A 14,687-nucleotide genomic window follows, 5' to 3' on the forward strand; every position below is an offset into this window, starting at 1 on the left:
CTATCCTCAGAGGTGGGGCGGGGCCGGGGGGGCCTCGATCTCACGTTCTCTGGGGGTGGACGTGAAGCTGGGGTATTTGGTGCCGGAGTTTCCCGGCCAGACACATGCCTTCTTCTGGCGCGAAGTCAAGGAGCTGGAGCTCGCCGGCGCGAAGGTCGATCTCATCTCGACGCGACCACCGGTTGAGGCGATCGCCTCGCATGCCTGGGGTGACGACGCGCGCGCACGAACGGCGTACCTGAGCAGTCCCGACCTGAGGCGGGCTCTGCGGGCCATTGCGATGCTGGGCAGTGCGGTCGTCTCGGGCCGCATGCGCGCGGTGGTGCGCTCGCTCACGTCACCGGGCGACTCGCGCGCTCACACGCTGCGGACGATCGCGGCTTCCGCGGTGTTGGCCGCGCAGGCGCGTTCCGCGGGATGGAGCCACGTGCACGTGCACTCCTGCGCCGGTTCCGCCGATATCGCGATGACCGCTCGGCTCCTGTTCGGCCTGACGTACAGCCTCACTCTGCACGGCCCACTCGCCGACTATGGGCCGCGCCAGGACCAGAAGTGGTCGCATGCCGAGTTCGGCCTGATCATCACCGAGACGTTGGCGGCCCCCACGCGGGAGATTCTCGGCGAGGCCCTCCCGGAACGGGTGTCGCTCGCCCCCATGGGCATTCGCACTGTGGAGATGCAGCGCGAGAGCCCGTATCGGGCCTGGGCGGGACAGGGACCGTTGGTGGTCTTCAGCTGCGGGCGTCTGAACCCTGCCAAAGGCCATGACACCTTGATCACCGCGATCAAGACCCTCCAGGGGATGCAGGTGCCGGCACGTCTGACGATCGCGGGCGAGGACGAGCAGGGCGGCTCCGGCTATCGGCGGCAGTTGGAGGAGTTGATCGCTCACCTGGACCTCGTCGAGCACGTCGAACTGCTCGGCGCTGTCGATGAGGACACCATCAGGCAACGTCTTGCGGGTGCCCACGTGTTCGCGCTGGCAAGCCACGGCGAACCGCTCGGCGTGGCGATCATGGAGGCGATGGCGATGTCGATCCCCGTTGTCGTCGGCGATGGGGGCGGCGTTCGCGAACTGGTGGTCGACGGCGTGGGCGTACTCGTCGATCCGGAGAGCCCTCTCGGGGTCGCGAGCGGGATCCGCGCCATCGCCTTGGATCCCGCCTACGCCTGCGCACTGTCCGCAGCAGGACGCGCATCGGTGATTTCACGTTTCGACAGCGGCAACAGCGCCCGAACGCTGTTCGACGAGGTCGCGCGGACCCTGTCGACGCGGGCGGGGACAGCGGCATGACACAGCACATCTCGGACATCCGGAGATCAGGCTCGAGTTCGCACGGCGCCCCCTTCTCCCGTTCCACGTTCAACCCTGCGGTGGCGCCGCACGGCGCGGTACCGCTCCTGCTGCGAGTCACTGCCTTCTCCGTCTTCTTCTTCCCTTCGACCATGGTGATCGACGTCATCGGCGCCGCCGGCACCGTTCCGATGATCCTGAGCTGCCTTCTGCTGGTCTTCTGGCTCTGCTCGTGGGCGTGGGGGCTGCACCGCCCGCTGGAATCGCGCCACCCCGGGCGCCTCGCCGGCTTCTTCCTCCTCGTCGGCGTCGCGTCGTCGTATGTCGCGCTCTACGGCGGGTGGTCGGGAGAGAGCACGGCCACCGGGCTGATGGCCGCAGACCGTTGGCTGATCCTCGTGGCCGCCAGCCTGGCTCTGATCCTGGTCACGGGCGACTCCGTCAGAACGATGGCGGATGTGCTGCAACTCGCCCGTTGGCTGCTCGCCGGGGCGTTCTTCTCCTGCCTCGTCGGCGTCGTCCAGTTCACTCTGGGCATCAATCCGATGGAGTGGATTCAGATGGGCATGCCCGGTTTCCGCTACAACGGCGGCGACACGGCCTTCCAAGCCCGCGGCAACCTGATGCGGGTGGCCGGCAGCACCTTCCATTCGATCGAGTTCGCGGTGGTGAGCGCGATGCTGCTCCCCCTTTCGGTATGGCGCGCTCTGCACGATCCGCGAGGAAAGGCGTGGTTCCACTGGCTGCAGACCGCGTTGCTGGTCTTCGCCGTCGCCGCCACCGTGTCACGGTCGGGAATCCTCGGTGCGGCGGTGGCTCTCGCCGTCTTCGTCCCGTTCATGCCGCAGCGCCCCCGGCGCGCCGTCCTGGCGGTATTGCCCGTCGTCGTGGTCGTGCTCTTCCTCACCATCCCGGGCTTCATGCTCACTCTCACCGGCGCGCTGACCGCCGATGATTCGGATCCCTCCATCTCGACCCGCACGAACAACTATCCGCGAGTGATGCGAATGATCGACGAACGGCCATGGTTCGGCGTCGGCCCCGGCAACTACACGGCGCACGGGGCGCTTCAGATCCTGGACAACCAATATCTGAACGCCGCAGTGAGCATCGGGCTCATCGGGCTCGCCTGCCTCGTGGTGTATCTGTGGTTCCCCGCACTCACCGCAATTCACACGGCGCGCACCGCGAGCAGCCCACCGGTGAAGAGCCTCGCGGGCGCATGCGGTGCGGGCCTCGCCGCGGCTGCCGTGTGCTCAGTCACCTTCGACTCTCTCTCCTTCCCGGTCTTCACACTCACCTATCCCCTGCTCGTCGGCCTGTCCGGCGCCGCATGGCAATTGGCCAAGCGCGAGACCGAGTTCGTTTCCGCATCCTCAGGATCCAGCAAGGCATCGGAGTAACCCATGGACCCTCTCGCCGTCATCCGCACGATCTGGCAACAGAAGTGGTACGCGCTGCCTGCCGTCATCCTGGCCATCGCGGCGGCCGTATTCGTCTATGTCGAAGGGCCCCGCGTCTATGAGTCGGACCAGGCCTACGCCCTCGCCAACCCGCAACCGCCGACGGAGAAGCAGATCGACGCCGACCCTTCGCTGCTCGATCTGAACGCGGACAATCCGTACCTGCGCTCGTCCGACCCGAACCTCATCGCCAACGTGTTGATCACCCGGTTGAACTCGCAGGAGTCCGCCAACAGTCTGCAGGCGGCGGGCATCACGAGCGAGTATGAAGCGACCTCGGGATCGATGGGCGGAGGCCTGGCCATTTCGATCAGAGCCTCGGGTGACTCACCCGCGCAGGCCGTGGCCGCCGTGACCGAACTCGGGACACTGCTCCGGTCGTATCTGCGCGAGGTCCAGACCGTGAACGGCGCGGACGAGCGCTACCTCTTCACCGCCATGGTCGTGTCCGACGTCAGCAAACCCACGGAGAAGCTCTCGAGTCGGCTGCGCACCGTCATCGTCGTCGGTATCGTCGGCATCGCTTTCGTCTTCGGCGCGGTCTCGCTCGGGAAGTGGGTGGAGGTCCGGCGGCTCAAGAACGGGAAAGCGCCCCGCCGGTCGCGCAGCGCCGGCGCGACCGAACCTGAAGACCCTGCGCCCGGCGGCGACACCGCCGCGGCGTCATCTGCGGTCGTCCCCCGGCGCACCCTTTCGACGTACGATCCCGTCGAAGCACGACCCTCACACAGGCATCGGACACGCAGTCCCCGGGCGTAGCGACGACGTCAGTCGAACCGGCGAGCGATTGCGGCGATGCCCGCCCGACGCGTCTCCATGTCGGTGCCCGACTTCGCCGAGACCATCACGGCCACATCCGCCGGCATGAGCCGATCGAACAGCGTGGACAGTTCGGTTCGGTCCAGCGTCCTCTCATCGGAGATGCTCACGCAGTGCATGTCCTCGGTCACGACGAGGTGCTCGTCGCGCGGCCGCGCCTGCTCGCTGAACACCCCGTAGAGCACCATCTCCGAGAAGTGCAGTTCGCGCGCGATCGCCGTTGGCCAGTCCACGCCGGCGACGGCGGAGACACGCTCGAGCAGGTCGCGCACGACGGCCGGTTCCCACAAGCTCGGCCACGAGATGAAGTCAGGTCGGGTCGGCAGCGAGCGTGGCGCCAATCCCAGCATCCGGTGCGCCACATCATCCCAGAGAATGTGACGCGGCATCGAGTCGGAGACGGCGTGCGGCAGGCGGTACAGCGGAATCCGCCCGTCCACGAGAAAGGTCTCGAGCGAGAACGGCCGAACGAACTCGATGTCCGAGTCGACGATGAGGACCGCTCCGGCGTGGCTGCGGGCAACGGTCGCGAGCTTGATGATCTGCTGCGCGATCCACCCCCGCACGGGCGGAAACGGCCGCCGCACATTGACCCACGCGTTCATGCCCGGCAGAGCGGCGAAGCTCCGCGGCAGCATCGACCGGGTGGTGATGATGGATGCCCCGGAAGCTCGCAGGGGCGCGAAGAGCGTGAGATCCCGGGGCGGCACCACGATGGTGTGGGCGATTCCCGGGGGGCCGTAGGCGCGGCAGCTGCGCACCAGCTCACGACACAGTTCGAAGTCGCGCGCGTAGCTCGGGGTGACGATTTCGAAGGACTGACGGGTCATCTCTGGCCTCCTCGAGGTAGTGGGTGCGGGGTGATCTCGGGCCTCAGCCCACAGGCGCGGTGCGGTCAGGGGACATGAGCAGGCCGACGAGCTCGGCACTGGTGTCGTCCCATGACGGTGTCCGCCACGCGGCGGCCCTCTCATGCACCGCGCCGTCGGGGTTCATGACGGTGCGCTCGAGCGCGTCCGCGATGGCGGTCGGCGTGGCCGCTGCCCACACCGCTTCCGGGTTGTCGAAGGTGTGTCGGGCGTCGGTGTGCTCGTTGAGCACCGGGATCGCCCCGGCCGCGGCCAGCTCGGCCGGGATGAGCGACACGTTCGTGAACGACAGGACCAGACCTGCGACGACGGAGTTGTAGAGACGGTTCAGGTCGTCGGGGCTCAGATACCCGTGGTTCACGACGTTTCGACCTTGCTCCCTCACCTCGTCGCCGTAGACGTGGATCGGGACCTGCGGGTGCCGTGACTGGAACTCGCGCAGCGCGAGATCGGCTATGCGGAAACCACGTCGGTCGTTGCCGCGTTTGGCGAAGAAGGCGACGCCCTCACGTGGGGGCCGCTCCGGCAGCAGCCGGTACACCACGGTGTCGGCGCCGAACGGCACGACCGACGGGGAGGTCCCCGTCGCCGCGCCGATCGCGGTTCCCACCATCGGGCCGAGGGCGATCATGTGGAAGCCGAACCGGTAGCTGTCCTCTGCGAGGGAGTACAGCGCCCCGCGCGGGTGGAAGTAGGGTTCGAAGTCCTGCACGAAGTAGTGGCGGCTTCCCGGGGCGCCTTCTGCCCGAGCGCCGAGCACGTGCGCGGTCTGCCACGAGGATGCCACGTAGGCGTCGAAGCCCTGCAGCTGCTGCGGGACCGCAGCGATCTCGCACGTGAGCCATGGCCAGCCGGCGCGGATCCGCTCTTCGTGCAGGCGCATATCCCCCCGGTACCGGTCATAGAGCAGGAGTGTGTTGACGATTCCGGCCCGCTCCGCGGCTTGGATCATGCGGAAGAGGGTGGTGTGCCCACCCGAGCCGACACCCGGCGGAACGACGAGCCACGCCACGCGACTGCCCGCAGCCAGCGCAGCCCGCTCCGATGCTGTTCGCGCGGTTGCTCTGACGGAGTCGTAGACGTCGCCGTCGAGCAGCGGGAAGTCGAGTTCGGCGACGTCGAGCCGGTCAGCCAACTTGCGCACGAGCGTCTGCGCCGTCAGGCGCGGACCCTTGTGCGCGAGCCGCCGGGCCAGCCCGACCGGCCCGTGCGGGCCCGTCCACCGTGGCAGGAGCGGCCCGCTCATGCGACACGCTCGCCGGCGAAGGAGAGCAACGTCGCTTGATGGGCGGCCAGACAGTCCGCTGCACTGAATCGAGCACGGCAGTGGTCCGCGATGACCGCCCGGTCTGCGAAGACCAGCGACCCCTCAGCGACGCCGCGCATCGCCGCGACCAGGTCCGGGCGGTTGGCCTGTCTGCGGTACGCGGCCTGCGAGATCTTCGGCCAGGTCACCCCCACGGGTCGCCCCAGCGGGTTGGGGATCAGCACCCCGCGCGCAGGGCCATCCGTCAGCTGCTCCCGTGCGCCACCCACGTCACTCAGGATGACGGGCAGGCCGGTTCCGAGCGCCTCCATCGATCCCAGCGCCCAGCCTTCGAAGAACGAGTCCAGCACGAACGCGTCGGCAGCCCACAGCAGAGCGTCCGCGTCGCCGAGGTTCCCTCGCAGATGGATGCGTCCGCGCAATCCCAGCCTGTCTCGCAGCGCCAGGACCTGCAGGGTGTAACTCGGGTCGTCCACACGCCCGCAGATCAGCAGATGTGTCTTCTCGTGCAGGTGCGCGATCTCACCGAAGGCGGAGACCAGCGCGAAGGCGTTCTTCTGGAGCGAGTGACGTGCGAGGGAGAGGAAGAGGAACTCTTCGTCGAGACCCAACGCAGCCCTCACAGCCTGCCGATCGAAACGGCGCGAACGGCCCGGGTCGACGGGGTTCGGGATGGTCACCACTCGGTGCGGCGGGAGCGTGGGGTCGCCGCTGAGGTACTCGGCTCGCACCATCTCACTCACGGCGATGAATCCGTTGACGTCCTCACGCCGCGAGCGCATCTCGTGCGGCGTCTTGCCCATGATGTTGTGGATGCCGTGCAGGGTGACCACCGCAGCCGAACCCGCGAGACGTGCTGCGCGCAGCGGCCAGAGCGCGGCGCCGTGGGAGTCGACCACGTCGGGTCGCCACTGGGCGATCCAGTGTGCGCCGCTGAGGGATCCGTGCTTCTCAGTCTGGATTCCCTCGGCAGCCAAAGCCCGCCCGAGCCGCCCGATGTCGTCGCCGGGATCGGAGCCCGCCACGAGCACTTTCACGTCCCACCCGGCGGCACGAAGCCCACGGGCGAGAAAGGCCACGAACTCGTCCATCCCGCTGGCGTCGAGGGAGTCGGTGACCAACAGGCATCGCACCGCCCGCCCGTCCCCGGGCTCTGTGCGCGTCGGCACCCACGCAGATGATTCCACCGCGGGTGCCGGCAGCCGCAGCGGGGATGCCGCGGCGCCCGGGATCAGCGGGCTGCTCCAGGAATCGAGTCGAACTGCGGAGGACCCCCGGACCGGCAGTAGAGCCTTCGCAGCCTTCTTGATCCATCCCGGCGCGCCCGCCGCCGCTCGGTGGGCGAGTCCGCGAATCCGATCAGACGTGGTCATGTGATCCTCCAGGGGTGCGCGCTGCCGCTCCCGGCGCGCTCTCACGATCTCCGCGGGTCTCCGGACGCTCACGTGCGTCCCCGCGCCGGCGGCGTCCGCGCGTGGGGAGTCGGGAGCGGACCTGCCGTCCCAATTCGTCGAACGCCTGCGGCAGCAGCCAGCGCGCCAGGCAGAAATGGACGATCATCACCGCCGTGCCGGCGACCGCGATCCGGATCAGCGCCGGCGCACCAGCCACCGCCAGGCCCGCGGCCCAACCGGCCATACCGGCCGCACCGGCCAGAAGCAGTGCCCGTGCCGTCTGCGCGGCGAGATGACGGGCGCGGGCGCGGATCGCGTGGGCGACGATGAACCAGCGCGCGACACACGCCAGCGTTGCCACCGTGACGAACCCGACAGCGACACCGGCGATGCCGAACCGCACGGCGAATGCCGTCATCGCGATCGTCGAGGCGTCGACGACGACCGCGTAGACGAGCCAGGCGCCAGGCCGGCCCAGCCCGTAGAACAATCCGTGATCGAGCGCTGCTCCCGCAGTGAAGATCGCGGCGACGGCAAGGGCTTGGGCGACGGGGATGCTGGTGGTCCACTGCGGACCGAACAGGAACGGAACGATGGCGGGTGCGGCCACAGCGACCAGGCACAGCGCAGGCATGATCATGAGATATGTCGCACCCAGCGCCCTGTCGTACCCCGACCGCAGCCGATCGGGGTCCGAGCGCACGGTCGCGAAGACGATGGTCGACACCGGAGCGATCGCCGACCCCGCGAGATCCTGCGTGGTCTGCACGAGGCGCTGCGCGATGCTCAGCTGCCCGAGCGCGGCCGCGCCGAGGACATTGGAGATGATGACGTTCTCACCCCAGAGCCGGGCGACCGAGATGGCATTGACACCGACCACCTTCGTGCCGAACGACGCCATGATGCCGAACTCCTTCGCGGAGAACCGCAGGCTCGGAATCCACCGCGCCGCGATCCACGCTCCGGTCGTCACGACCACCTGACTGACGCAGACCTGCGCGACGAGAGCCCACACCCCCGCGCCTGAGAACGCCAGCGCCAGCGCCATCACCTGCCCGACGACCCCGGCCACGGCCGCTTGGATCGACAGGGTCCGAAACCTCATCGCACGCCGCAGCAGCGCCACCGGCACGGACGCGAGGCTCGACAGCAGCACCACGGGGCTCATCGCCATGATGACGCCGGCCACGTCCGCCACGCCGAACAGCATCTCCAGCCCAGGCGCCGCCGCGGCCATGCCTGCGGCGAGGAGCAGCCCCGCGGTGAACGAATACCAGAAAGCCGTGCTGGCGGTGCGAGGGCCGAGAGCCTCGGCCTGCATGAGATAGGTGCCGAACCCCATGTCCGCGATGAGGTAGACCAGCGGAAGCACCGTCATGGCCACCGCGACGGATCCGAAGTCTTCCGGGGTGAGCAGGCGCGCCAAGACGATGATCGTCACGAAGCCGCCGACCTTGACCGTCCAGGTTTGCGCGGTCAGCCATCCGACGCTGGAGGCTGCCCGGCCCGTCAGCCCGGTGGCGACCGCTGCCTGATCGGGTGTTCCGTCAGACATCTGAACCCCGCGGCTCTCGGAAACGGGTCACACCCGCCTGCCCGTCCGACACGCCACGCGCCACGCCGATCGGCGCGAGGATCGCTGCCAGCCGCGCGAGGTCGCGCGCCTTCCCGAGATCACCGGCCTGCTGTTCCCGCCCCGCACACGCGAGCGCTTCCGCGCTCAACGTGCGCGCGGCGGACGCCCTGGCATCCATGACCCACCGACGGCCACGGCTGACCTGGGGAGAGCTGAGCACGTCGAAAGCCGCCATCTTCTGCTCGATGTCGGCGATGCTGCCCGGAAACCGGGTGAGGTGCATGTTCGCCCCGTGCACCCGGTAGTTGGCCTGCACCACCCCCCGCACCTGCCCCACGTCCCACAGCGCCGCGACTCTGAGCCAGTACTCGAGATCGCCGGAATGCGGCAGGTCGCCGTTGTACTCGCCTGCCTCTCGCAGCGCACTCGTACGCAGGACCGCCTCCGGGGAGATGATGGGGTTGAACCCGTTGCGCGCGACGCTCTCGATCCACTGCCGCCCCGTCCACACGTTCCACAGTCCGCGCCACTGACGACTGCGGGGCACCGCGTCACTGAACGGCACCAGCTTTCCGTAGACGAGGCCGACGTCCGGGAAGCGCTCCATCAATGCGACGGCGCGGTCGATCGCTCCCGGGGCCACCAGGTCATCGGCCGAGACCAGCGCGACGAACTCCGTGTCGACGCGGGCGAGACCGTCGTTGTAGGTCTGGATGTGGCCCAGATTGGTCTCATGCGCGACCACCTCGACGCGGGAGTCTTCGGCCGCAAGGCTGCGAGCGATCGTCAGGGAGTCGTCCGGCGAGCAGTCATCGACGATCACGACACGCATGTCCACGTGGCGCTGCGCGAGGGCGCACCTCACCGCCTCGGGCAGATACTTCCCATACCGGTAGCACGGGATGACGACGGTGGCCGTGTGCCGCTGTCGGGGCACCGTCGGAAGCGCATATCTCGGGCCGGGCCGGCGCAGGGGCCTCCCCGTGGCGTCCGCAGCGTCGATGGCGGCAGTCATGCCGTGCTCGTTCCGCTCGACACGGCGCGCTGAAGCGCCTCGGCGACGAGCTCCTGCTGCCGCTGCGTCAGGTGCGGGAACATCGGCAGCGAAAGGATGCGGTCGGCGGCGGCCTCTGCGACCGGAAACTGCCCGCGACGTCCGCCGAGTCCGGCATAGGCGTCGGTCAGATGCACGGGGGTCGGGTAATGGATGCCGACCCCGATGCCGGCTGCACCCATCCGTGCCATCACGTCGTCGCGATCGTCCACACGCACGACATAGAGGTGCCAGACGTCGACATTGCCCGGTCGCGGTGCGGGAAGGCGGACCCCCTCGACTCCGCTGAGGAGCTCTGCGTAGCGCGCTGCCGCCGTCCGCCGGGCGGCGTTCCAACTGTCGAGACGGCGCAGCTTCGCACGCAGCACGGTGGCCTGCACGGCATCCAATCGGGCGTTGAAGCCGATGTTGTCGTGAACGTACTTCACCGAGCTGCCGTGGCCAGCCAGATTCCGCACGATCGAGGCGATGCCTGTGTCGTCCGTCATGACCGCTCCGGCGTCACCGGCTGCCCCGAGGTTCTTCCCGGGGTAGAAGCTCGTCGCGGCGACCCTCCCCAGCGTGCCCGCACGTCCCGCCGCACCCGACGCACCCTGGGCCTGGGCTGCGTCCTCGACCACGATCAGCCCGTGCCGACGCGCGAGCGCCGTGATCTGCGCCATCGGCGCCGTCTGTCCGAACAGGTGCACCGGCGTGATGGCGCGCGTGCGCGACGTGATCGCGGCAGCCACGGCATCGGGATCGATCAGCAGATGCTCGTCGTCGACGTCCACGAACACCGGCACCGCCCCCACGCGCGACGCCGCCTCGGCGGTCGCGATGAACGTGTTCGCGGGCATGATGATCTCGTCGCCGGCCTGGATGCCGATGGCACGGTACGCCAGCTCCAGCGCGTCGGTGCCGTTGGAGACGCCGACGACGTGGCGCGCGCCGATGTACTCGGCGTACTCCGACTCGAAGGCCGCGACCTCGGGGCCGCCGACGAACGACGCCGATTGCAGTTGCGCCCGCCACCCGGACAGCACCTCATCGGCGACCTCGGCCTGTTGCGCGGCGAGGTCGAGGAACGGCACCGTCGTCGTGATGGTGATCGTCATGCGTGGACTCCCAATGCTCGTGCCGGCACGCCGGCCCATGTCTCGGCCGGCGGAACGTCATCGACGACGGCGGCTCCCATTCCGACGGTGGCGCCCGCCCCGACCGTGATGCCGGGATGGATCGACGCGTTCATTCCGATGTAGACCCCCTCACCGAGGCGCACGCCGCCGCCGAGGGCGACTCCCGCAGCCAGGGTGACGAAGTCGCCGAGCACGTCGTCGTGCGTCACGACGGTGTGCGGCATGAGGACGACGTGACGCCCGATGGTGACATCCGCCGTGACGACGACACCGTCCAGCACGATGGTGCCGGGCGAGAGGCGACTGGTCGCACCGACCCGAGCGGAGGCGGCCACGAAGGTCGAGAAGCGGTCGTCGGTGACGCCTGCGTGGCGCAGCCGGTCCACGACCGACCGACGTGACGCGCTCGGTCCAATGCAGACAAGGACCCGTGCCGACTGATCCGCGGCGGCCGCGATCGGCCCTACCACCGGCACACCGCCCACCTCGGTCCCCTGCAGCGTCGCATCGTCGTCGAGCAGCCCGATGGCATTTTCGAGACCCGCGGCCAGCACCTCGCGCGCGAGCCCGCTCGCACCGATCAGCAGCACCCCGCTCATGCCGCAATCCGCACCGGATCGCGCAGGACCGAGATCACCCGGTCTTGCTGAGCTGCGCTCAGCGTGTGGAACAGCGGGAGGATGAGAGTGCGATCCGTGAGCCGCTCGGTCGCCGGAAGCATGCGCGCCGAGGCCAGGTGGCGGTAGGGCGCGTGCCGGTGTGAGGCCATGATGCCGCGGCGCGCGGAGATGTCGGCTTCGGCGAGCGCGGTGAGCAGCCCGTCGCGATCGGTGGGATACTCCTCCATCACCTCGACCCAGAACGACTGCACGTTGCCGGTGCCGTAGTCGGGGTCGGCCACCGCACGAAGCCCTGGGATGTCGCGCAGCGCAGCGCGATAGCGCTGCGCGAGCTCGCGACGCCGGTGCACGATGAGCGGCAGCCGCCGCAGCTGGACGAGCCCGACCGCCGCCTGCAGATCGGTCATGCGGTAGTTGTACCCGACCTCCGTGTACTCCTCAGCCGGCGGCAGCACGGCACCGTGACGGTCGCTGGCGGACACGCTCATGGCGTGTTCGCGCAGGTGACGGGCCCGTTTGGCCCAGTCGCCGCGGGTCGTGGTGAGCATGCCGCCCTCGCCCGTGGTGAGGAGTTTGCGGGGATGGAAGGACCACGCCGCGATCTCGGCTCCCGCGCCGACCGGACGCCCCTTGTAGGTGGAGCCCGCGGCACACGCGGCATCCTCGATGACGAGGATGCCGAACGGGTCGGTGATGGCTCGGACGTCGTCGAGATCCACCGGCACGCCCCCCTGATCCACCACGATCACCGCCTTCGTCGCCGATGTGATCGCCAGGCGCACCGTGTCACCCGTGACATTGCCGGTGATCGGATCGACATCGGCGAACACCGGCTGAGCCCCGACGTAGCGCACCGCGTTGGTCGTCGCGATGAACGAGAACGAGGGAACGATGACGTCGTCACCCGGACCGATGCCGGCGACGATGAGGGCGAGGTGCAGAGCCGTGGTGCAGCTCGTCGTGGCGACGGCGTGACCCACGCCCATCGCCTCGGCGAACTCCCGTTCGAACTGCGCCACCCTCGGTCCCTGGGCCACCCAGCCGCTGGCGATGACCTCTGCCACCGCGTCGGCCTCCTCCTGCCCGAGCCACGGGACCATCACGTTGATCCGCTCACTCATCGTGCGTCGACCGTCCGTCCGGCCGAGATCTCTTCGCGCAGCGGCGCCCACCACTGCACGAGCTGCCGCAGACCTTGCTCCACGCCGATCTGGGCGTCGAACCCGAGGTCACGAGAGGCTGCGGTGGTGTCGGCGAGACGTCGCACGACACCGTTCACTGCGCGGTCGGGACCGTGCTCGACGCCGAGTTCGGGCGCACCCATGACGCGCAGCAGGGCTTCGGCCAGCTCGAGCAGGCTCGTCTCGGTGCCACTGGCGATGTTGTAGGTGCCTTCGACGACGTCGCTCTGTGCGGCGAGCACGTTCGCGCGGGCGATGTCGGGGACGCAGACGAAGTCCATCGTCTGCGCGCCGTCGCCGAAGATGAGCGGCGGCCTCCCATCGGCGATGCGCTCCATCCACCGCACGAGCACCTCGGTGTAGAGCCCGTGCACGTCCATGCGGGGTCCGTATACGTTGAAGTACCGCAGCAGCACGTAGTCGAGCCCTTGCATCGCGCGGAAGCTGCGCACGAGCCCTTCGTTGAAGGTCTTGGCGGCACCGTAGAGCGTGTCGTTGTTCTCGTGGTGGTGACGCTCATCGGTGGGGAAGCTCTCGGCCATGCCGTACACCGAGGCACTGGATGCCGCGATGAGCTTTTTCACCCCGTGACGCGCCGCAGCCTCGACGACGTTGAACGTGCCGTCCACGAGCACTTCCAGGGCCAGCCGCGGTTCCTCGGCGCACTGCGTGATGCGGATGGCGGCCTGGTGGAAGACGAGGTCTTTGCCTGCCGTGAGGTCGTCGACCAGGCGCGCGTCGCGGATGTCGCCTTCGACGAGGGCCACCCGTCCGGTGGCGAGGGCGTCGTCGAGGTTGGCCAGGCGACCGCGCACGAGATTATCGAGCACGTCGATGTGGGCGACGCCGGCGGCGAGCAGACTGTCGACGAGTGTGGAGCCGATCGTGCCGGCGCCGCCGGTGACCAGGACGCGGGAGTCCTCCAGTCGGGTCATGCCGCCACCTCCTCGAGTGCGACAGCGACCGGCTGCGGGGCACCGGCGCCGGCGAGGCTGGCGGCAGCGGCATCCAACACCGAGAGCACGCGCAGCCCGGCTGCTCCGCTGGTGCGCGCCGGGCGCCCCTCACGGATCGCGGCGGCGAGTTCCGTCACGACCCCACCCAGTGCTTCGCGCTCGGGCAGAGCGGGTGCCCAGGTGTCACCGAGCCGATACGAGATGTTGGCGGCCCGGGCTTCGGCCGATGTCGGCTTGGACAGGTGTTCGATGTCGACACCGCGGTCGTAGACGCTCAGCCGCTGCTGCGGGTTGAGGTCGTCCCAGACGAGCGTGCGCTTCGTGCCGCCGATGACCATCTGGCGAATCTTGGTCGGGCTCAGCCAGTTGACGTGCACGTGCGCCATGGCACCGCACTCCAGCGGCATGGCGAGGTAGCCGACGCACGACTTGCCGGTGCGAAGCGGGTCCGAGCCGTGCGCCGAGACCGATGTCGCCGCGAGGCCGCCGGGGAGCACGAAGTCCATGATCGACAGATCGTGCGGGGCGAGGTCCCAGAAGACATCGACGTCGGGCTGGATGAGCCCGAGGTTGATGCGCACGCTGTCGACGAACAGGATGTCACCCAGCGCCCCTTCGGCGACGAGCTCGCGGATCTTCAGCACCGCCGGCGTGTAGCAGTAGGTGTGGTCGGCCATGAGCACGAGCCCCCGCTCGTCCGCCCGACGGACCATCTCCACACCCCGCTCCCGGGTATCGGCCAACGGCTTCTCCACCATCACGTGCTTGCCGGCAGCCAGCGCCGCCAGCACGATCGGGTGGTGCGTGCGCGCCGGGGTCGCGATGGCGATGGCATCGACCTGCGGGTCGCGCAGCACGTCGGTCAGGTCGGCGGTGACAGGCACCCCTCCCACACTGTCTGCGACGCCCCGGGCGCGCTGCTCGTCGAGGTCGCAGATCGCGACCAGATCCCAGTCCGCCCCCGCGCGGAAGTTGCGCGCGAGGTTCGGCCCCCAATAGCCGGCGCCGATGACGGCGACGTTCAACCGTTCAGACACGGTTCCCCCAGATTCCCCAGATGTCATGGTGTTTCCCCA

Annotated in this window: 13 protein-coding genes; 3 read left to right on the forward strand and 10 right to left on the reverse strand. The window is 68.9% G+C overall.

The window, feature by feature from the left end; translation table 11 throughout:
- Positions 1-55: 55 nt before the first annotated feature.
- The 3 genes from epsE to H9651_RS12940 all read left to right on the forward strand — a co-directional run bounded on the left by epsE (position 56) and on the right by H9651_RS12940 (position 3,516).
- Positions 56-1,294, forward strand: coding sequence for an exopolysaccharide biosynthesis GT4 family glycosyltransferase EpsE (gene epsE / locus H9651_RS15055; RefSeq protein ID WP_318244873.1), 1,239 nt, complete (start codon positions 56-58; stop codon positions 1,292-1,294).
- Positions 1,295-1,449: 155 nt separating this feature from the next.
- Positions 1,450-2,697, forward strand: a complete 1,248-nt coding sequence (locus H9651_RS15060) for an O-antigen ligase family protein (RefSeq protein WP_191719741.1) — start codon at positions 1,450-1,452, stop codon at positions 2,695-2,697.
- A gap of 3 nt (positions 2,698-2,700) precedes the next feature.
- The gene (locus tag H9651_RS12940) at positions 2,701-3,516 is read left to right on the forward strand and encodes a chain-length determining protein (RefSeq protein ID WP_191719742.1); all 816 of its coding nucleotides are present in this window, start codon (positions 2,701-2,703) and stop codon (positions 3,514-3,516) included.
- A gap of 8 nt (positions 3,517-3,524) precedes the next feature.
- Here the strand turns inward: H9651_RS12940 and H9651_RS12945 are convergent, their stop codons facing one another.
- From H9651_RS12945 to H9651_RS12990, 10 genes are all read right to left on the reverse strand, one after another.
- A complete protein-coding gene (locus H9651_RS12945) occupies positions 3,525-4,406 on the reverse strand; it encodes a DUF6492 family protein (RefSeq protein WP_191719743.1) in 882 nt (293 codons plus the stop codon).
- Positions 4,407-4,449: 43 nt separating this feature from the next.
- Complete coding sequence (locus H9651_RS12950; protein WP_191719744.1) at positions 4,450-5,691, reverse strand: rhamnosyltransferase WsaF family glycosyltransferase; 1,242 nt, start codon at positions 5,689-5,691, stop codon at positions 4,450-4,452.
- Entirely contained in the window at positions 5,688-6,833 is a 1,146-nt protein-coding gene (locus H9651_RS12955) for a glycosyltransferase family 4 protein (protein ID WP_191719745.1), read from the reverse strand. Before H9651_RS12955 ends, H9651_RS12950 begins: the two co-directional genes overlap by 4 nt.
- Positions 6,834-7,071: 238 nt before the next feature.
- Entirely contained in the window at positions 7,072-8,661 is a 1,590-nt protein-coding gene (locus H9651_RS12960) for a lipopolysaccharide biosynthesis protein (protein ID WP_191719746.1), read from the reverse strand.
- Positions 8,654-9,697: a glycosyltransferase family 2 protein gene (locus tag H9651_RS12965; RefSeq protein ID WP_191719747.1), complete on the reverse strand. Its 1,044-nt coding sequence runs from the start codon at positions 9,695-9,697 to the stop codon at positions 8,654-8,656. The genes H9651_RS12960 and H9651_RS12965 overlap by 8 nt, the downstream gene beginning before the upstream one ends.
- Positions 9,694-10,833, reverse strand: a complete 1,140-nt coding sequence (locus H9651_RS12970) for a DegT/DnrJ/EryC1/StrS family aminotransferase (RefSeq protein WP_191719748.1) — start codon at positions 10,831-10,833, stop codon at positions 9,694-9,696. Before H9651_RS12970 ends, H9651_RS12965 begins: the two co-directional genes overlap by 4 nt.
- Positions 10,830-11,453 (reverse strand): NeuD/PglB/VioB family sugar acetyltransferase, encoded by a 624-nt coding sequence (locus tag H9651_RS12975; RefSeq protein ID WP_191719749.1) that lies wholly within the window; start codon positions 11,451-11,453, stop codon positions 10,830-10,832. Before H9651_RS12975 ends, H9651_RS12970 begins: the two co-directional genes overlap by 4 nt.
- Complete coding sequence (locus H9651_RS12980) at positions 11,450-12,595, reverse strand: DegT/DnrJ/EryC1/StrS family aminotransferase (RefSeq protein WP_225216756.1); 1,146 nt, start codon at positions 12,593-12,595, stop codon at positions 11,450-11,452. Before H9651_RS12980 ends, H9651_RS12975 begins: the two co-directional genes overlap by 4 nt.
- Positions 12,592-13,590 (reverse strand): NAD-dependent epimerase/dehydratase family protein, encoded by a 999-nt coding sequence (locus tag H9651_RS12985; RefSeq protein ID WP_191719750.1) that lies wholly within the window; start codon positions 13,588-13,590, stop codon positions 12,592-12,594. The genes H9651_RS12980 and H9651_RS12985 overlap by 4 nt, the downstream gene beginning before the upstream one ends.
- On the reverse strand, positions 13,587-14,675 hold the full coding sequence (locus H9651_RS12990; protein WP_191719751.1) for a Gfo/Idh/MocA family protein: 1,089 nt from the start codon (positions 14,673-14,675) through the stop codon (positions 13,587-13,589). The genes H9651_RS12985 and H9651_RS12990 overlap by 4 nt, the downstream gene beginning before the upstream one ends.
- Positions 14,676-14,687: the final 12 nt, after the last annotated feature.

It is taken from the genome of Microbacterium pullorum (assembly GCF_014836535.1).
Taxonomy (GTDB): Bacteria; Actinomycetota; Actinomycetes; order Actinomycetales; family Microbacteriaceae; genus Microbacterium; species Microbacterium pullorum.

Coding starts and splice junctions, on each gene's coding strand:
- H9651_RS12960 (WP_191719746.1), bottom strand. CDS start 8,661: ATGTCTGACGGAACACCCGATCAGGCAGCGGTCGCCACCGGGCTGACG.
- H9651_RS12980 (WP_225216756.1), bottom strand. CDS start 12,595: ATGAGTGAGCGGATCAACGTGATGGTCCCGTGGCTCGGGCAGGAGGAG.
- H9651_RS12990 (WP_191719751.1), bottom strand. CDS start 14,675: ATGACATCTGGGGAATCTGGGGGAACCGTGTCTGAACGGTTGAACGTC.
- H9651_RS12940 (WP_191719742.1), top strand. CDS start 2,701: ATGGACCCTCTCGCCGTCATCCGCACGATCTGGCAACAGAAGTGGTAC.
- H9651_RS12950 (WP_191719744.1), bottom strand. CDS start 5,691: ATGAGCGGGCCGCTCCTGCCACGGTGGACGGGCCCGCACGGGCCGGTC.
- H9651_RS12970 (WP_191719748.1), bottom strand. CDS start 10,833: ATGACGATCACCATCACGACGACGGTGCCGTTCCTCGACCTCGCCGCG.
- H9651_RS12985 (WP_191719750.1), bottom strand. CDS start 13,590: ATGACCCGACTGGAGGACTCCCGCGTCCTGGTCACCGGCGGCGCCGGC.
- H9651_RS12975 (WP_191719749.1), bottom strand. CDS start 11,453: ATGAGCGGGGTGCTGCTGATCGGTGCGAGCGGGCTCGCGCGCGAGGTG.
- H9651_RS12965 (WP_191719747.1), bottom strand. CDS start 9,697: ATGACTGCCGCCATCGACGCTGCGGACGCCACGGGGAGGCCCCTGCGC.
- H9651_RS12945 (WP_191719743.1), bottom strand. CDS start 4,406: ATGACCCGTCAGTCCTTCGAAATCGTCACCCCGAGCTACGCGCGCGAC.